This window comes from Enterococcus gilvus ATCC BAA-350, assembly GCF_000407545.1.
GTDB classification, from domain to species: Bacteria; Bacillota; Bacilli; order Lactobacillales; family Enterococcaceae; genus Enterococcus_A; species Enterococcus_A gilvus.
Genome location: NZ_ASWH01000002.1, coordinates 397,369 through 414,645, shown reverse-complemented (window position 1 = coordinate 414,645; position 17,277 = coordinate 397,369). Strand labels below are relative to the sequence as shown.

Here is a 17,277-nt window from a genome sequence, read left to right as displayed (position 1 = left end):
CTGCTACGCCTCCTTTGATAGTAAGGCTGTCAGTGTTTCATTGATCGTCTCCAAGAACTCGTGATTGGCCTTGTTTCCACGATACAATTGATGATAAAGCTGTCCGTCCTTAATAAAAAGAACCCGATTGGCATGGCTCGCAGCGATCGAACTGTGGGTCACCATCAAAATCGTTTGGCCCTTCTCGTTTAACCGTTGAAAAACCTGAAGGAGCTGCTGGGAGGTTTTAGAATCCAGTGCCCCTGTCGGCTCATCTGCCAAAAGCAGTTCAGGGTCAGTGATGATCGCTCGTGCAATCGCGACCCGCTGCTTTTGCCCGCCTGATAATTCATAAGGAAACTTTTCGATCAATTTTTCGATTCCTAGAGCGCTGACAATGGGCTTTAGTAAGCCTGACAGCTCTTTGACTGGCGTGCGGGATAGCACCAGCGGCAATAAAATATTGTCTTTGACCGAAAAAGTATCTAATAAATTAAAATCTTGAAACACAAAGCCTAAATGATCCCGTCGAAAAGCAGCCGCGTTTTTCTCCTTGATCGTATTCAAGCTTCTTCCATCTAATAAAATATTCCCAGAAGACGGCTTATCCAGTGTCGCGATCAAATTCAATAAGGTGCTTTTTCCAGAACCCGACTCCCCCATGATTGCGACGTATTCTCCCTCGTCAACAGAAAAACTGATCGTCCGCAGTGCCTCCACCGGCAGCCCTTTAAATTGTGTTTGATAAATCTTTTTGACGCTCTCAACTTGCAATAATTCATTCATTGCGGCATCCTCCTAGTTCTTTTGATAGCAGTAAAGCAGCTTGGAGCTGCTCGTTTGCTCCTCTACTTCATCATAGAACCTTCTCTAAAAAAACACGACTTACGAAAATAAATCCAAACTTACAATCATGAAAGTTTGGATTTATTCGAAGGCAGGGATTTCTTCAGGAAAGATGATCGTTACCGTTGTTCCTCTATTTACCTCAGAGTCGATAAGTATGCGACAGCCCAATTTTTCAGCCGCCTGCTGGCTAAGATACAGCCCCAGTCCACTCGCTCGTTGCTGTTCCCGCCCATTTATTCCCGTGTAGCCCTTTTCAAAGACCCGCGGCAGGTCCTCCGATCGAATGCCGATACCGGTATCTTGAATCGTGAGCTGATTTTTCATAAAAGAAATCGTGATCGTGCCGTTCTCCGTATATTTGATGCCATTGAAAATCACTTGCTCCAAAATAAATATCAGCCATTTTTGGTCCGAATAAACAGTGCCTTCCAGTTGTTGAAGCTGCAGACTCAAATTTTTTTGAGAAAAAAAGGTCGCGTATTTTTTAACAACGGTTTTAACGATCGCTTCGATAGACAGTTGCTGAAACACAAAGTCTGTCTGGTCTAAATGCTGCCGCATATAATTCAAGATCATTTGCAGGTACTCATTGATTTTAAACACTTCATTTTTCATCGTTCGAGGGTCCAACTGGCCCGATTGGATCACTAAGTCTAAGGCCGCGACAGGCGTCTTGATCTGATGTAGCCAAAGCCCAAAATCATCCATCATCGCCTTTTGTTTTTGCTGCAGCTCCTCTTGCTGTTGATTTTTCTTTTCTAAAACAACCTGCAAAGTTTGTTGGTACGTCTCTTCTGCCAGCGTCTCGGCCTTAGGTAAAAACAGCAGATTGCTCACCTGAAGATCCTTCGTTGCCAACAGCTCCAGTTGCTGTTGTTTTCGAGAAAAGCGATAAAAAGAAACGATGGAATAGACCGCTAATACGAACAGTGTAAACAATAGACTATCCCAAATCGGTACAAAACTCGCGTCGTGGAGAAACGTCGTTAGGTAAATCAATCCCCAGAAAACAACGTACATGCCATAGAGGACACGCCGCTCAAAAAGAAAGGCTTTTAGTCGTCTCATGGCGTCTCCTCGATCAAATACCCTTTATTTTTGACCGTTTGAATCAGGCTGTCGATGCCAAAATCCTTTAATTTTTTTCGTAAACGCGTCAGGTTGACCGCCAATGTATTGTTATCAATAAAATCATCACTCTGCCACAGCTTCTCAATAATTTGCTCGCGGGGAACGACCTGTCCCTGCGCAGCAAATAGGACACTCAAGATGCGTGACTCATTCGGCGTCAAAGGCAGATGATCCTCCGATGAACGAAGCTGGTTCATTGAAGGCAAAAACTGATACGATCCAAAGGAGTAGCTTAGCTGCTGACCGTACTGATAACTACGCCGTAACAGCGCTTGGATTTTCGCCTGAAGAATCGTTAATTCAAACGGCTTTTCAATAAATTCGTCCGCCCCCATATTCAAAGCCATCACTTGATTCATCTGGTCCTTAGCCGACGAAAGAAAAATGATCGGTACCTCCGATACTTTTCGGATCTCCTGACACCAATAAAAGCCGTTGAAAAAAGGCAGCGAAATATCCAAGACAACCAGGTCCGGCTGCTCTGCCTGATACTCCTCAAGGACCCTTTGAAAATCCGTCGCCCTTACGCACGTGAATCCCCACTGTGTCAAATGCTGCTGAATCACAGAAACGATTGTTGCGTCATCTTCTACTAGAAAAATTTTGTTTGTCATCGTTATTCCTTCTGTTTTTCTTTCTATTATACTAAATATGAATCCGGCTCACCACTTAGGTAAGACGATGGGACCTTTAATTGACCGGCTGCGCAAGACATATAGTTACCCTTGTTATGGTAGTGATACCGTTGTTCCAAAGTTATTCCTCAAGGTATGTATGAGTACTGGTTTTGATTTTTTGCAAAAAAAACGACTTTTAGGCGGATTTCCTATGAAATCCGCCTCGTTTAGCTATAAAGTTAGTGCTCATTCCTCCTCAACGGTATTCTGTCTTGGCGGTAATGCTGTTTTACCCTCTCCGCTCAGTAAAAACCTTCCATTTTAGTCTTTTTTGTTATCCATTGTCAACGAGCAACTTCGAATGCTTCTAGCCAACTTAGAGTATTGCCTATTGATAAAACAACGTTTTCCCTTCACGAACACTCGATTTTCGGGGGTAACCATCGAAATTGCGGTTCGCTTTCTTTTTGAAAATCCGTTATCTTATAGTCACCGGCCGGAACAGCAACCTGATTACTAGAGAAAAACAAAGGAATCAAAAATTAGGCAATTAGCTACAAGAATTAATGGAACAAAGACTCGAAAAAGAAGAAGCGCCTAAACTTGTAACATACAATTGATACTATCAATTACCCTAAGAAGGAGGAACAGATCCCATGAATGACCCGCTTTTGACCCACCGTCAGCTTTTTTCCATGAGACCAAAGACACTTGAAAAACGAATTTCTGAACACTATTATACGACGCAAAACAGCAGCTTGACGATCAAGTATGCCTTGGCTTTACGGGTACGCTTTAAGCTGGGGGCGCTGGAATTCAAGGACATTCTGCGGGATCTGGTCCGTAAAGTCTTCTTAGAGACCAAAGCGACCCGCACCATGAAGCGCTTCTTCTACTATTTCCAAGATTACTTCATGGCGCCTGAATGGCAAGCCCTGACCCTTCGGACCTTTCCGATCCGTAAGTTCGGACAAAAGGCGTTAGCTGTTTTGCGTTCATTACTACCTGTTGCCCGTCCTGAAGAAACAAACGAACCGTGAGTTTAATGATTTTTCTGCGCAAAAAAACGAGAGAGGATGACAAAGATGACCCATGATCTAGTAACGACCTTCACGAAAGGCAATGGCAAGAACCATCGCTGGACCTATAAAAACATCGACACGACCCTGTCTGCCCACGAGATCAAAGAAGCTTGCGAACTCCTGACGACCTTAAATATCTTTGAACAAGACGGCGTAAAACTATTTGATACCGTCGTAACAGCAAAGATCGTGACGAAAAAAGAGACCGTGATTTTTGACAAACACGTAGAGAATGGGACATCTGAGCGTCCTGCCGCCTGCTTTCCTATGGCGGGTATGGTGGGTACTTTGCCGCCTTTGGCAACATCTAAAGCAGTATGTAAAGCAATATCTGAACCAATACCTCAAACAGTCCCTGCCACAGGCGAATGCGCGCCGAAGTCCGGCTTTCCGACGGTCACACTGACAGACGGATCAGACAACCAAGTCAACCAACAGTCATTAATAAAAAAAGCATTACCAATCGGAGCCACGCACAAAAACGTCGAACAACTCCCGACTGTCAGTGAGTCGAAGGCCTGGGAGGCGTCATCCAACCAAGTGACGGCCTCCCCGCCAAAGCCGCGAAAACGTCTGTTACAGAAGCTGTTTCACAAGAGTAAGCAGCAGGAATAACCTCACATCCTCTTTCGTAAAACGCGGAGAAAAAATTCCCTGTCGCTCACTGTGACAACCTCCCACACGGAAAGGAGGTGATGCATTCGTGAGCGATCTGATTCGATACTTCTTCGCCCCTCTTTTCGTGGGACTGATCATCGCCCTCGTCAACCACTGGCTGCGGGGGCGTGATCCATGACGAGACGCCAACGATCCCCCTACGTATACGCAGGGGGATAAACGTGTTGCATTGTTTTTTTAAAACGCGCGATACACGTATTGATTTTTTGGTGCGCTGATAGTCGTTGCTTTCGTTACAGCAACTGATGGAATCTGCCGCTGAAAGGGTTCAAAGAAATCCAGCGTGATCGTCCCTTCGACATGCAGCCACTCATTGTTTTTTACAGATATGTTTGGCGGCAGCTTGGTCATCAAGCCAAAAACGCCGGAATCAGCCACACAATGAATGATCCCAAATCGGAACAAGAAATCGTAGGTTTGGGTGTCTTTTTTTGTTTCATAAACGAAACCGTTAAAGGAAATCGTCTTACCGACAAAGGAATTTGGATAATTGTAAATTAATTCCATTACTTCTAGATAATTATCATCGGTCACTTCTAATTTTTGATCGGTCTCATATTTTTTCATTAGTTTCGTCATTTGATCATTATAGTCGCTCTTATTGTAATAAATACTTGTATCGGGTTTTAAATATTGCGTCGTCATTTCGGGATCTCCCACCGACTCTTTGCTGATTGGGAAGCTGAAGCCCTTTGCCTCAACGATCGTCGTATCTAAGCTGATCGTTGGAAACAGTGTCCCCACCACCAAAGGCAGCGCCAGTAGAAGATAGGCAATTGCTCTTTGATAAGGCTTTGACAGTCCATGGTCATGTCCTGCGTGGTCATGATGAGCAGGATCATGTGCCCCCTTTTTCTCGCTTCCCGCCCAAATTTTTAATTGGACCAAGGCCAATACTAACGATAAAAACATCGTTAAGAAAATCAGATAGCGATAATGGACATTGATATATTGATCCAATCTGCCGGAAACCTGTAAATACATCATCAATTCAAAATAGCCGGATAAAATTAAAAAGCGTATCATGGGTCTCCTCCTATATCACGAATGCGTAGATCGTAACGATCACGCTGATCAAAGCAATCAATTGAATGATAAATTTCGTGTGAAAGCTGCGTTTCATCATTAATAAATTCTTGATATCTACCATTGGACCGAAAACTAGAAAAGCCACGATCGCATTTGTTCCGAAAAGACTCAATAAAGAAGAGCCTACGAACGCATCGGCCTCTGAGCAAAGGGACATTGTGAAAGCCAAAATAAGCATGACTAAAATTCCGACGATTTTTGTCGAAGTCAATTGCAGCATAAAGTGTGTTGGCAGGTAGACCTGCATCCCGCTGGCAATCAGCGAACCAATGATCAGATAGCGCCCCGTATCGAAAAATTCATCAATCCCATGGGTAAGCACGGACCAGCTATTGCTGCGAAAAGTCTTTTTCGTTTCGGGCTCGTGTGTTTCTTCATGAAGGTGCAGCTCCTTCTTTAAAATCGGCGCGTGCTTGAAGTATGCCAGCCAAGAGCCAATAAGCAACGCAACAAGTAAGCTGCCTACCGCACGTAAAAGCGCGAATTTCATACTATTCCCAAAAGCGATGTATGTTGAGAACAACACAATCGGATTAATAATGGGAGCCGTGACCATAAATGCGAAGGCTGTGTGTTCAGGCACCCCTTTACGCATGAACTGTGTGATGATCGGCACGATCCCGCATTCACATGAAGGAAAAAAGAATCCTAAAAATGAACCCACTACAATAGCCAAAAATTTGTTATTTGGTAGAATCCTCTGGACTCTCTCCGGGGTCAAGAAAACCTGCAGAGCACCTGAAATGATGCACCCTAATAAAACGAAGGGAATCGCTTCGATCACGATCGATAGAAAGATCGTACTCATCTGCAAAACTGAATGTGGCAAAAAATTAAACATGGGTGTCCTCCATTTTTTTTACTGTTTTAAGATATACTCTTTTTGCTCAAAAGACACAAGAAAAATTTAATTCACAAACTTTTTTTTAGACTTTTTTATGCTTTTCACAACTTTTTGGGACAAAAAAAGCCCACTCAGATGAGCGGGCGTTCGTTGACTATTTTACAGCGTCTTTTAATTGCTTACCAGCCTTGAATGCTGGTGATTTGCTTGCTGCGATCGTGATCTCTTCACCTGTTTGAGGGTTACGGCCTTTACGAGCGGCACGTTCGCGTACTTCAAAGTTCCCAAAGCCGATGACTTGAACCTTTTCACCCGCTTTTAATGATGATTGGATTCCTTCAAATAAAGCATCTACAGCTGATGTTGCGTCTTTCTTAGTCAATCCAGTTTTTTCTGCTACTTGTTCAACTAAACTTTGTTTATTGATCATAATGTATAGCCTCCACAATCTTTTTTAATGTATTCCAAAGACAATTCTATTCGTTATTGGATAGAAAGGCAACCGTTAACACTCTTTTTCTGCTTTTTTCAATTCTTTCTTTTTTGTTTAATAGAAATTAAAAAATAAAAAATTTATTCAAATATTTTTAAATTTATAGTTAAAAAGCCTTATCAAATCGCGAATCTAGTTTATAATAATTCTTATCGGGAGTTAGTGAAATAACGAAAATAAGATAATAATAAGGTTTGAAGGCTTGTATTACCCCTTTTTGAACATTATATTAAATAAAAAAAATTCAAGGGGTACGATTATATGAATCTAAGAGGGTTAATGAAAAAGGAAACGACCAGACGTCTAAGACTGGTTGAAGAATTATACTATTCAAAAGAAATTGTTACTTCCGATTATTTAATGGACAAATTAAAGTGTTCACTACCGGCACTGATCAGTGATATCCGTTTTTTAAATAGCGAGCCATTGCCGCTGAAGGTGACGAAAATCAAAGGGGTCTACACGGTGGATTTTGATTTTTATGCGACGATCGATACCGTGTATGCCTATATTCTACGCACCAGCTTGGAGTATCAGACGATCCGTAGTCTCTTCTTCGAGAAAAGCAGCAGCATCCAGCCTGCGGCGAATCGTTTAAATTGTAGTTTTTCCAATATGCAGCGCTATTTGAAATCCATTGACAGTGAAGTAACCGGCTGGGATATCTCTGTTGAGCATCGCCCTATCCGGCTTGGCGGCGATGAGAACGCGGTCCGTCATCTTTATTATTTATTTTTTAAAGAATCGCGGCTTGCTTTTACTGAATATCCTTTTTCCAAAGAAATCATCAAAGTAGTCGATCGATTGATCCGAAGAATTCTTGAGGACAATCACATCACAAACAATATGACGATACATTTTCAATTGATGCATAGTTTTCTGATCGGCCTGCAGCGTCAAAAATGTGGGCATTACATCAGTGACCTTCCTTTAGACAGCGGTCTGATCATCCCGGATGTTAGCAGGCTTCAATACATGACTCGATTGTTCAAACGTGAATTGCGATTGGACTTCTCCGATCTTCAATTAAGAGAATGTTTGTGGCCTTTGTTTTCCCATCAGCTTATTTTAAATCGGCAACAGCAGTCACTGGCACATAAAAGAAACAAGCGTTTAGCGCAATTTTATGAGCTTCATCATTTGCTATTAGAAGAAGTGAGTCGTCTATTGGCGGTTCCGCTCTCTCAATCCGAAATAGTCGAAGCCTTGAGACTCTTGGGGAATGAATTGTTTTGTTATTATCCTCACAAAAAAACCATGGATATCCTGCAGGAAACGGATCAAATCATGGTGGATCTGATCGACAACAAATTTAGTCGCGAGATCCGCAAGTTGGAAGACATCGTCAGAAGATTTCTGATTCCTCAGGAACGGGAAGACTTTATCCCAAAATATATTCGCTGCCTGGTTACGAGCATTGACAATTTATTGCAGCGTTTGGTTGACTCTGATAAGCCAATCAAGATCTTATTATTATCTGATACCTCTACAACTCAGGAACGTTTTTGGCATGCGACGTTTCCTGCTTTTATTAAAGGCTCGGTTCAATATGAATACTTTGAAACGCCTTTTATAAAACAAGACCAACTAAATGAATTGACCAAGCAATACGATCTGATCGTCACAAATGTGACCATGCCAGATCTCATGCCAGCCTGCCCGTTGATCGCGGTCAATGCCTATCCAACGGCAAAAGATTTTGAGCGCATTCAACGATTTATTAATCAATATGAATCGCTCCCCTCACGAAAGGAACAATTTAATGAACTTACGCCGTCTACTTAAACGAGAAAGTCAGCGACAGCTACAAATGATCGAATTGCTTTATTACTCCAAACACCCTCGTTCTAGCGAGGAATTGGCAAAATTGATGGATTGTACGATACCGGTTATTTTAAGCGATATTCGATCCATCAATCTGCAAAGTGAGTATTACAAAATCACACGGGACAGCAGTCTGTATCAATTGGAATTAAAGGACAATGCGACGATCGATGTGATTTTTTCAACCATGCTGAATAATTCATTGGCCTTCAGAATTTTGGAGGCCCTCCTTTTCGAAGAGAGCTATACCCTTAAGGAGCTCTCTAAGAAAGCCTTTTGCAGCTTATCCAACCTTCAATACACAATGAAAAAAGTGGAAGATGCGTTAGCGAAATGGAAAATAACGATTTACCGACGTCCCTTTCGGATCGTCGGAGATGAAGTTGCGATCCGTCATTTGTTTTTTTTATACTTCTCAGAAAAAAAGGTGGTCCGAGAAAATACCCGTTTCAGTATGGAGTTTTTCAAATTTGGCGATGGTGTGGTTCGATCCATGATCGAAAAGAATCACTTATCGGTGTCTTTGGGGCAATACAATCGTTTGAGTATCACCTTTTTTGTTAGTTTGGTGCGAATCTCCAGAGGGCACCGGATGATGTATCGGAAGCTGAGATCAACGGCGATCGTGCCGCCAAGCTATCGCTCCATCAAAAATTTTAGTCCCTATTTACGGAAGGAATTGCATTTGGTGTACTTAGACGATGTGATGAAGGACAGCTTCTGGCTGCTCTATTCCGATCTTTTTCTGCTAGGGGAAGAACAGAAGAACCATGTTTTGCTGACGAACCATGCGTTGGCCTTTCACTATGAGGTCCATTACGAACTGGTGGAGCGACTCAGCGGCATGCTTGTCACGCCATTGAACGAGGAGCAGCAGGAACAGCTCATTATCATTTTGATCAATCAGCACCTGTTTCACGCTAGAACAAAGGAGTTCATCAGCGTGCTGCAAGATCCGAAGAAGGATTGCATCACGCTTCTAGAGACCTTTCACGCCCACTGTGTCCATCAGCTGCGTAATCTAGTGATTGATTTCACGGAAGAATACCAGTTGTTTCGTTCACCGGAATTTGTTGAAAATTATATTTACCAAATCATCGCCACGATCCCAAGCTGCTTGAACGGAATGAAAAAATCAGAAAAACCCGTCAACCTTTTGGTCGTATCCACGGATTCAAAAATGCAGGAAAGCCTGCTGACGGAGCTTTTGCGCCTTTCTATCCGCGGAAATTATGCCATCCATCAAATAAATGTTACCCAAATACATAAAAGAAGCTATCGGGATGTCTTTGAAGAATATGATTTAGTGATCAGCAGCTCGACCTTCGATGTCCCCCGCTGTAAAACGCCGATCATCGCAGTCGAGCTGTGTCCAAGTGTCCAGTCCTTGAATAAGATCCAAAGCCTGGTGGACCAAATGAACGAGCAAAAAAGCAAAGCGGTATACGCATAAAAATGGACCTGAGCGCTTACTGCTCAAGTCCATTTTTAGCTGCTATTAAACGTGCCAGTTCCTTTTCCATCGAGGCCTTCTCCGCCGTTAAACTGTCGATCATTCGCTGATATTTTTCGGTCCCGTTTCTTTTGCGGATGACATTCAATTCGACGAAGGAATACAGGATGACGACGGCTGACAAGCCAATGATCACTGCAAAAATAATTCCTGTATTTAGTCGTAATAATGTATATAAAAAGACGATCGCCGCAACCACGATTTCAATGATACTCAGTTTGGCTCGGCGTCCTCCTCCAAATAGTACACGCTTCAATGTTGAACCATGAAGCAATTCCTCATAACGAGTCAAGCGCGCTTCTAGAAAGCTGACCTGCTCTTTTAGTTGATCGATTCGTTGATTATCTGACATAGTGTTCTCGCTCCTTAATATCTTGACTCTTATTATCCCTAGTAATCTCCGCTTTCGCAAATATTTTATTTGTTATTATAGAAATAATAACTTTTTAACGGCATTGGCGAAGAGGCATGTCCGTCGCTAAAAAAATGAGAATATGTAAAGGGTACCATTTGGTCACAATGACCCTTCTGCCAGAAAAACTTCTTAAATTCTTATTTGAATAACCGCGAAAGTCTTGTACAATAATTTTGTAAGCGAATTCAATTCGCCCGCTATCAGCAAAGAAGGAGTGTGTCAAATGATTATTGGAATTCCAAAAGAGATCAAGAACAATGAAAATCGTGTTGCCCTGCCCCCATCTGGCGTATTTGATTTGACCAATCGCGGCCATCAAGTATTAGTAGAAACGAATGCCGGTAAAGGCTCCGCCATTTCAGATGATGAGTATACCGCGGCAGGCGCTACCATTATCGAGAATGCTGCAGATGTTTGGGCAGCCGAGATGGTCATGAAGGTCAAAGAGCCCCTTCCAGAAGAATATCAGTATTTCCGTAAAGGATTATTATTATTTACTTACTTACACTTAGCTGCAAACAAACCGTTAACAGATGCCCTAGTAAACAGCGGGGTCAACGCGATCGCCTACGAAAATGTGCAGCCTGCGGACAACACACTGCCTTTACTAGCGCCAATGAGTGAAATCGCAGGACGAATGGCGGCCCAAATCGGCGCGAACTTCTTAGAGCGTGTCAATGGCGGCAAAGGCATCTTGCTTTCTGGCGTTCCCGGTGTGAGACGCGGCAATGTCGTGGTGATCGGCGGCGGTGTCGTTGGGTTGAATGCTGCGAAGCTTGCAGTCGGACTCGGTGCTAACGTGACGCTTCTTGATGTCAGTGTGCCTCGTTTGAAGGAACTGGATATTATTTTCGGCAACAGCGTACAAACCATGATGTCTAACCGCTTCAACATTCAGGAATGCTTGAAGACAGCGGATCTAGTCATCGGGGCTGTCTTGATTCCAGGACACAAGGCACCGACTTTAGTAACAAAGGAAATGGTAGCGACTATGCCGGATCATGGCGTGATCGTCGATGTGGCCATTGACCAAGGCGGTATTTTTGAAACAGAAGATCGAGTGACCACCCACGACGATCCGACTTATGTCAAAGAAGGCGTCGTCCACTACGCGGTAGCCAATATGCCAGGTGCTGTGCCGCAGACCGCTACCCACGCCTTGAGCAACAGCACAATGACTTATGCAAACCTGCTGGCTAACAATCCGCTAGAAGAAATCTTGAAAACCAATCTAGCCCTGCGTCGCGGAGTGAACACATACGGTGGAAAATTAACGATCGAGGCAGTCGCCAACGATTTAGGTATGGAGTATACGCCAATCGACGAGTTATTGAACACTGAGCTATTGATGAATTCATAAAACAGGAAGGACCTGTCAGCGAGCTGCTGGCAGGTTTTTTGTTATAATAAGGTACATTCTTTGATTACAGGGAGGTTCACGGATGATTTTTTCAGATATTACCTATATACGCCCTGATTTGACGCGCTATGAAACGAATGTCGATCAGGCCATCCAGCAGTTTATCGAAGCTGGCGATTATGAAACGGCGAAGCAGGCCTTTGAGCGATTGGACCATCTGCGGGGCGAAATGTCAAAATACATGAAATTGGCGTATATTCGTCACTCGATCGATACAAAAGACAGTTATTACAGCGGAGAAAATGAGTATTGGGATCATCACACCCCTTTGGTCGAACAGATCCACAATCGCTTTTATCAAGCGTTACTAACCTCCCATTTCCGATCTGAATTGGAGGAGGAATTTCCTGCAACACTTTTTCTATTTGCGGAGGACCAACTGCGGCTGTTAGACGACTCGGTCATCGAACTGATGCAAAAAGAAAATGACGTCATCAGCCACTATACGCAATTGATTGCTTCAGCCGAAATAACATTTAACGGAAAAACCTGCACGTTGTCCGAATTATCTGCTTTCTTCAGTGATCCAGATCGGGCCATTCGCAAAGGGGCTCATGAGGCGTACGAGGAGTTTTTTGTCACACATGAACAGGACTTTGATAACCTCTATGATCAGTTAGTGCACCTGCGCCATCAGCAAGCCCAAAATTTAGGGTTTGATAATTATGTTGACTATGGCGACCGGTTGATGAATCGTTGGAGCTACGACAGAGACGCTTTAAGAGCCTTTCGCCAATTTATCATAGAGGAAGTCGTACCGATCAATCAAACGCTCTACCGCCGCCAAAAGGAACGTCTCGGCGTCGATACGCTTCTGCATTACGACTTGCCCCTCGTCTATCCGAAGGGCAATCCACGTCCTCAAGGAAACGACAAAGAGCTCGTGGCACGTGCACAAAAGATGTACCATGAATTATCAAGTGAGACAGGCGCCTTCTTTGACCAAATGATCCAGCAGGAGCTGATGGATCTCGTCAGCCGTCCGGGCAAGCAAAGCGGCGGGTATTGCGAATTCATTGACGAAGTCCAAATGCCCTTTATTTTCGCTAATTTCAATGGCACTTCAGATGATGTCGATGTCTTGACCCATGAAACAGGCCACGCCTTCCAAAGCTATTTGTCTCGCTGGATCAGAGAACCAGAGCTGGTCTTTCCTACTTCGGATACCGCAGAGATCCATTCCATGAGTATGGAGTTTCTGACGTGGCCCTGGATGGACAACTTTTTTGGGACGGATAGTGAGAAGTATAAATATGCCCATTTAAGCAGTGCACTGCAATTTTTACCTTACGGCGCGCTGGTTGACCATTTTCAAGAAGAAGTGTATACCCATCCAAATTGGACGGCTTCAGATAGGAAAAAATGCTGGCGAGAATTGGAACAGACTTATTGTCCTGAAAGAGACTATCGTGCATCTGAGGCCTTGGAGCGCGGCATCTATTGGTATCGCCAAGGACATATCTTTGAAGTGCCTTTCTATTATATCGACTACACGCTAGCGCAGGTTTGTGCCCTGCAATTTTGGAAACGAGCGATTGTCGAACACGATCCGACTACTTGGGAGGATTATCTTGCCATTTGCCGGATCGGCGGAAGTCAGACATTTTTAGAAACCGTGGCGCTGGGACAGCTTGACTCTCCCTTTGATCGCGAAAAGATGCGTGACCTATTGGCCTCTGCGGCCAGCTACTTATCCGACGTACCAGAGTCAGAATTGCAGTAACAAAAAATGCTGAAGAAGACAGGCTATCTAGGAAGATAGGTACTGCTTCTTCAGCTTTTTCTTAATTGTCCAGCGGGTGAATTCGGGTTAAAAGGCACTTATTTCTTTTGCGATATTTTTAACTCTCATTAACAAACCTAAAAAAATCTACTCATTGAGAGCAGATTTCTATTTGGGAATCACCATCCGACGGTCATTGCTCATTTCGTGAATCATGATCGGTCGCTGATAAAAATCATTTAAAATAGGTTCTTCTAACAGGGCGTCCCGAGGGCCTTGCTGAATTATTTTCCCGTTGCGAATCATCAGAATATGCGTCAATATCGGCAAAATTTCTTCCGTGTGATGGGTAACATAGAGCAAGCTTGGGGCGTCTGCCGCCTGCTTCATTCTCTCAATGCGTGCCAGCAGATCCTCTCGTGCAAATAGATCCAACCCGTTGCAAGGCTCATCTAAGATCAACAGCTCTGGTTTAGCCATCAGCGCTCGCGCGATCAGCACTAGCTGTTTTTCCCCTTGGGACAGCACCTGATAAGGTTTACCGATCAGTTTTTCAGCGCCCAGAGACGACAGCATCTGCTTCGCTTCCTTCATTTCGTCATCCGAAACCTGCTGATAAATCCCGATACTGGCAAATTTCCCCGATAGAACGATCCATTCCGCAAGCTCTTCTCGGTGGATTCGTTCTTGCAGAGACTGGCTCACCCAGCCGATCCGTTTCGTCAAATCGGGAATCGATGTCCGCCCAAAGACTTCTCCTAGAACCGTCAACCTCCCGCTTGAGGGCCACAAATTACCAGAAATCATATTTAGCATCAAACTTTTCCCTGCACCGTTCAATCCTAAAACTGCCCAATCTTCACCTGCTTTGATTCGCCAATCAATGTCCTGTAACAATACGTTCTGCTGACGGACAAACTGAACGTTTTCAAAAGATAAAATATCCATACTTTCCTACCAACCCCTTCCCTTTTTACAATTTTAACAAAATTTCACAGGAATGATATGGGAAATGATATAATTTAGCAAATGTCTCGAAAGGAGTTTTATCGATGAATTATGAAGTATCAGCCAGCACCTTTGCTCCAATCGCAAAGGTCCGCTTGCAAAAGGGAGAGAAATTACGGATTGAACCAGGAGCGATGGTCTACCAACTCGGTCAAATCGAATTAGAAGGAAAAATGAATACCAATGGAAAAAAAGGTCTCGGCGGTGCGTTAAGCGCTCTAGGGCGATCCGTGACTAGCGGCGAAGGCTTTTTCATCAGTAAAGTTACGGCGAATTCCAATGACGCGATGATTGCTATTGCTCCAGCCGTTCCAGGAAAAATTTTTGCTTTAGATGTCGGTGCTGAACACTGGCGCTTGAACACGGGGGCCTTTCTGGCGAGCGAAGAACAGGTGAATTATCAGATGAAGCGTCAAAAACTATCTGGTGCCCTATTGGGAGGAACCGGCGGCTTGTATGTTATGGAAACCACTGGCAGCGGCCAGATTCTTGTTTCTGCCTTTGGCGACATCGAAAAGATTGATCTAGATGGCGAGCAGCCGGTCATTATCGACAACCAGCATGTCATCGCGTGGAGCAGCTCGTTGGATTACAACATTAAGGTCGCTTCTGGCACGTTTGGCTTTACAACAGGAGAAGGCGTCGTCAATGAGTTCCATGGGCGCGGGTCTGTCTATATCCAAACGCGAAATTTTGAAAGTTTCGCGGAGCATGTCAGCACGTTGATCCCTAAATCTTAAATATTTTTAGGTAGGATTGTAAGTGGGCGGCAGAACAGGTAAAATATGGAGGACACTGTTGTAGAAAGCTGGTTTATATGACTGAAAAAAATACTTACGGAAACGGGTCTGTTGAACATCCTTCACGAATGGCTCGTTACCATGCAGATACGGCAATTCCGCCGAAAAAAGAAGTAAAGAAAACACTGGAACCGACTGACGAAGCAGATGCAATCGGAAACGGTCCTTCTAAACCGAAAAAACAGGCAAGTGCACAGGAAAAAATGGTCCAAAGCACTGCTTGGCTGACGGTCGGAAACATCTTCTCTCGATTATTAGGGGCGGTTTATGTGATTCCCTGGATCGCGTGGATGCAGCCTCACGGACTAGAGGCCAACTATTTGTACACCAAAGGATACAATGTGTACGCCCTGTTTCTCATGATCTCCACTGCGGGAATCCCTGCTGCCGTGGCGAAACAGACGGCTCGATACAACTCCATGAATGAATATGGACTTAGTAAGAAACTGTTATTTTATACCATGCGGTTAATGACTATCGGCGGCATTATCTGTGCCGCTATCATGTTTTTAGGTGCGCCCTACCTGTCTCAAGGAAATGCGGATCTTGTTCCTGTCATGCGCTCGTTAAGTGTTGTCTTGCTGATCTTCCCAGCGATGAGTGTTATTCGCGGGTTTTTCCAAGGAAACAACAACATGAAGCCTTATGCGATTTCTCAGATCGTTGAACAGATTGCCCGTGTTTGCTACATGCTGGCTTCTGCCTTCATCATCATGCAGGTCAACAATGGCAGCTATAAAACAGCCGTCGTGCATTCCACGTTCGCTGCATTTATCGGCGTTGCCTTTGCCATGGCCGTGTTGCTGTTCTCATTACTGAAGGAACGAACGGCTTTTCGAGAGCTGATCAAGGAAAGCAACAACCAAATCAGCTTCTCAGGCCGCCAACTGGTCTTGCAAATGATTGCCCAAGCGATCCCCTTCATCATCGTCGGCAGCGCCATCAGCATTTTCAAACTGATCGATCAATATTCCTTTGAAAAGATCATGCTGCTTGTTTCCGATTATTCTGCTGCAAAAAATGCGGATTTGTTCACGTTGATATCCGCGAATCCAGATAAATTGACCATGGTTGTTATTGCTTTGGGAACGGCGATGGCGACAGCGGGATTGCCGCTGATCACCGAACGCTTCAACAAAAAAGATCAAGCGGGTCTTGCGCAATTGGTGACTAATAACTTACAATTGTTATTTTTTGTCATGATGCCTGCTACGATCGGAATGATTGTCTTAGCTTATCCGTTGAATACGTTGTTTTATTGGCCTAATCCTTTAGGCGCGGAATTATTGGCAGCCTCTTGTGTCGTCGGCATCATGATGGGCTTGTTCATGGTCTCTTCAACCATGCTTCAAGGGCTAGACGGCAACATGCAAGCGGTATGGTTCCTGTGTATCGGTCTTTTCGTTAAGGTAGTCACACAATTTCCGTTGATTTATATGTTCAAAGCATACGGGCCTTTGATCGCGACTTTTGTTGGCTTATTCGTAGCCAATCTGTTCTTGCTTGACCGTATCCATGTGTTATCGAAATTCCCTTTCAGAGAAACACTAAGCTCTATCGGAAAGGTCACTGTGATGTCCTTGGTTATGGGTGCTGTTGCTTTCGTCGCCAAATTTGGCTGTGAACTGTTTTTAAGTTCAGACTCGAAAGTCCAGTCTATGATCATTATTCTGATTGTCGCGGCTATCGGCGGCTTTACGTACATTCTCTTAGCTTTAAAAACTCGGATGGCGGATAAATTATTAGGCCCTCGGGTCGACGGTATTCGACGTCGTTTGCGGATGCGTTAACAATCAATCTCCTCTTGGCTTT

17 protein-coding genes are annotated in these 17,277 nt (G+C 44.0%); 9 read left to right on the top strand and 8 right to left on the bottom strand.

The annotated features are described in order from the left end of the window. Positions 1-3: 3 nt before the first annotated feature. The 3 genes from I592_RS17090 to I592_RS17080 all read right to left on the bottom strand — a co-directional run bounded on the left by I592_RS17090 (position 4) and on the right by I592_RS17080 (position 2,573). Positions 4-765: an ABC transporter ATP-binding protein gene (locus tag I592_RS17090; RefSeq protein WP_010779327.1), complete on the bottom strand. Its 762-nt coding sequence runs from the start codon at positions 763-765 to the stop codon at positions 4-6. Between the two features lie 141 nt (positions 766-906). Beyond that, positions 907-1,896 (bottom strand): sensor histidine kinase, encoded by a 990-nt coding sequence (locus I592_RS17085; protein ID WP_010779328.1) that lies wholly within the window; start codon positions 1,894-1,896, stop codon positions 907-909. Continuing rightward, positions 1,893-2,573 carry a response regulator transcription factor gene (locus tag I592_RS17080; protein ID WP_010779329.1) on the bottom strand — a complete coding sequence of 227 codons (681 nt, stop codon included), beginning with the start codon at positions 2,571-2,573 and terminating at the stop codon, positions 1,893-1,895. The genes I592_RS17085 and I592_RS17080 overlap by 4 nt, the downstream gene beginning before the upstream one ends. A gap of 659 nt (positions 2,574-3,232) precedes the next feature. Between I592_RS17080 and I592_RS17075 the strand changes: the two genes are divergently transcribed. The 3 genes from I592_RS17075 (at position 3,233) to I592_RS22210 (ending at position 4,454) form a co-directional block, all read left to right on the top strand. Then, on the top strand, positions 3,233-3,616 hold the full coding sequence (locus tag I592_RS17075) for a hypothetical protein (RefSeq protein ID WP_010779330.1): 384 nt from the start codon (positions 3,233-3,235) through the stop codon (positions 3,614-3,616). 45 nt (positions 3,617-3,661) lie between these two features. Continuing rightward, positions 3,662-4,273, top strand: a complete 612-nt coding sequence (locus tag I592_RS20820) for a DUF2922 domain-containing protein (RefSeq protein ID WP_010779331.1) — start codon at positions 3,662-3,664, stop codon at positions 4,271-4,273. Positions 4,274-4,361: 88 nt separating this feature from the next. After that, positions 4,362-4,454 carry a type I toxin-antitoxin system Fst family toxin gene (locus I592_RS22210; protein WP_139243511.1) on the top strand — a complete coding sequence of 31 codons (93 nt, stop codon included), beginning with the start codon at positions 4,362-4,364 and terminating at the stop codon, positions 4,452-4,454. Between the two features lie 59 nt (positions 4,455-4,513). Here the strand turns inward: I592_RS22210 and I592_RS17065 are convergent, their stop codons facing one another. From I592_RS17065 to I592_RS17055, 3 genes are all read right to left on the bottom strand, one after another. Then, the gene (locus I592_RS17065; protein ID WP_010779332.1) at positions 4,514-5,362 is read right to left on the bottom strand and encodes a TIGR03943 family putative permease subunit; all 849 of its coding nucleotides are present in this window, start codon (positions 5,360-5,362) and stop codon (positions 4,514-4,516) included. A 10-nt stretch (positions 5,363-5,372) separates the two neighbouring features. Then, a complete protein-coding gene (locus tag I592_RS17060; protein ID WP_010779333.1) occupies positions 5,373-6,266 on the bottom strand; it encodes a permease in 894 nt (297 codons plus the stop codon). 157 nt (positions 6,267-6,423) lie between these two features. Next, the gene (locus I592_RS17055; protein ID WP_010779334.1) at positions 6,424-6,699 is read right to left on the bottom strand and encodes an HU family DNA-binding protein; all 276 of its coding nucleotides are present in this window, start codon (positions 6,697-6,699) and stop codon (positions 6,424-6,426) included. Positions 6,700-7,041: 342 nt separating this feature from the next. Here I592_RS17055 and I592_RS17050 point away from each other — a divergent pair, with 342 nt between their 5' ends. After that, on the top strand, positions 7,042-8,547 hold the full coding sequence (locus tag I592_RS17050; protein ID WP_244265205.1) for an AcpB/EbpR/MafR family transcriptional regulator: 1,506 nt from the start codon (positions 7,042-7,044) through the stop codon (positions 8,545-8,547). After that, a complete protein-coding gene (locus I592_RS17045) occupies positions 8,525-10,039 on the top strand; it encodes an AcpB/EbpR/MafR family transcriptional regulator (protein ID WP_010779336.1) in 1,515 nt (504 codons plus the stop codon). Before I592_RS17050 ends, I592_RS17045 begins: the two co-directional genes overlap by 23 nt. Positions 10,040-10,055: 16 nt before the next feature. On the opposite strand, the gene I592_RS17040 is transcribed toward I592_RS17045, so the two are convergent. Then, a complete protein-coding gene (locus I592_RS17040) occupies positions 10,056-10,451 on the bottom strand; it encodes a hypothetical protein (protein WP_010779337.1) in 396 nt (131 codons plus the stop codon). 286 nt (positions 10,452-10,737) lie between these two features. On the opposite strand from I592_RS17040, the gene ald reads away from it, so the two are divergent. Both ald and I592_RS17030 read left to right on the top strand, forming a co-directional pair. Then, positions 10,738-11,874, top strand: a complete 1,137-nt coding sequence (ald, locus tag I592_RS17035; RefSeq protein WP_010779338.1) for an alanine dehydrogenase — start codon at positions 10,738-10,740, stop codon at positions 11,872-11,874. Positions 11,875-11,956: 82 nt separating this feature from the next. Further along, positions 11,957-13,657, top strand: coding sequence for a M3 family oligoendopeptidase (locus I592_RS17030; protein WP_010779339.1), 1,701 nt, complete (start codon positions 11,957-11,959; stop codon positions 13,655-13,657). A gap of 168 nt (positions 13,658-13,825) precedes the next feature. Here I592_RS17030 and I592_RS17025 read toward each other — a convergent pair whose 3' ends face one another. Next, on the bottom strand, positions 13,826-14,605 hold the full coding sequence (locus I592_RS17025) for an ABC transporter ATP-binding protein (RefSeq protein WP_010779340.1): 780 nt from the start codon (positions 14,603-14,605) through the stop codon (positions 13,826-13,828). Positions 14,606-14,709: 104 nt separating this feature from the next. On the opposite strand from I592_RS17025, the gene I592_RS17020 reads away from it, so the two are divergent. Further along, complete coding sequence (locus I592_RS17020; RefSeq protein WP_010779341.1) at positions 14,710-15,405, top strand: TIGR00266 family protein; 696 nt, start codon at positions 14,710-14,712, stop codon at positions 15,403-15,405. Positions 15,406-15,482: 77 nt separating this feature from the next. Next, positions 15,483-17,255 carry a putative polysaccharide biosynthesis protein gene (locus I592_RS17015; RefSeq protein ID WP_010779342.1) on the top strand — a complete coding sequence of 591 codons (1,773 nt, stop codon included), beginning with the start codon at positions 15,483-15,485 and terminating at the stop codon, positions 17,253-17,255. Positions 17,256-17,277 lie beyond the last annotated feature (22 nt).

What these genes read in the sequence shown, in the direction of transcription:
- I592_RS17050 (WP_244265205.1), top strand. Translation starts at nt 7,042, where the DNA reads ATGAAAAAGGAAACGACCAGACGTCTAAGACTGGTTGAAGAATTATAC.
- I592_RS17020 (WP_010779341.1), top strand. Translation starts at nt 14,710, where the DNA reads ATGAATTATGAAGTATCAGCCAGCACCTTTGCTCCAATCGCAAAGGTC.
- I592_RS17055 (WP_010779334.1), bottom strand. Translation starts at nt 6,699, where the DNA reads ATGATCAATAAACAAAGTTTAGTTGAACAAGTAGCAGAAAAAACTGGA.
- I592_RS17085 (WP_010779328.1), bottom strand. Translation starts at nt 1,896, where the DNA reads ATGAGACGACTAAAAGCCTTTCTTTTTGAGCGGCGTGTCCTCTATGGC.
- I592_RS17075 (WP_010779330.1), top strand. Translation starts at nt 3,233, where the DNA reads ATGAATGACCCGCTTTTGACCCACCGTCAGCTTTTTTCCATGAGACCA.
- I592_RS17025 (WP_010779340.1), bottom strand. Translation starts at nt 14,605, where the DNA reads ATGGATATTTTATCTTTTGAAAACGTTCAGTTTGTCCGTCAGCAGAAC.
- ald (WP_010779338.1), top strand. Translation starts at nt 10,738, where the DNA reads ATGATTATTGGAATTCCAAAAGAGATCAAGAACAATGAAAATCGTGTT.
- I592_RS20820 (WP_010779331.1), top strand. Translation starts at nt 3,662, where the DNA reads ATGACCCATGATCTAGTAACGACCTTCACGAAAGGCAATGGCAAGAAC.
- I592_RS17065 (WP_010779332.1), bottom strand. Translation starts at nt 5,362, where the DNA reads ATGATACGCTTTTTAATTTTATCCGGCTATTTTGAATTGATGATGTAT.
- I592_RS17060 (WP_010779333.1), bottom strand. Translation starts at nt 6,266, where the DNA reads ATGTTTAATTTTTTGCCACATTCAGTTTTGCAGATGAGTACGATCTTT.
- I592_RS17080 (WP_010779329.1), bottom strand. Translation starts at nt 2,573, where the DNA reads ATGACAAACAAAATTTTTCTAGTAGAAGATGACGCAACAATCGTTTCT.
- I592_RS17090 (WP_010779327.1), bottom strand. Translation starts at nt 765, where the DNA reads ATGAATGAATTATTGCAAGTTGAGAGCGTCAAAAAGATTTATCAAACA.
- I592_RS17015 (WP_010779342.1), top strand. Translation starts at nt 15,483, where the DNA reads ATGACTGAAAAAAATACTTACGGAAACGGGTCTGTTGAACATCCTTCA.
- I592_RS17045 (WP_010779336.1), top strand. Translation starts at nt 8,525, where the DNA reads ATGAACTTACGCCGTCTACTTAAACGAGAAAGTCAGCGACAGCTACAA.
- I592_RS17040 (WP_010779337.1), bottom strand. Translation starts at nt 10,451, where the DNA reads ATGTCAGATAATCAACGAATCGATCAACTAAAAGAGCAGGTCAGCTTT.
- I592_RS17030 (WP_010779339.1), top strand. Translation starts at nt 11,957, where the DNA reads ATGATTTTTTCAGATATTACCTATATACGCCCTGATTTGACGCGCTAT.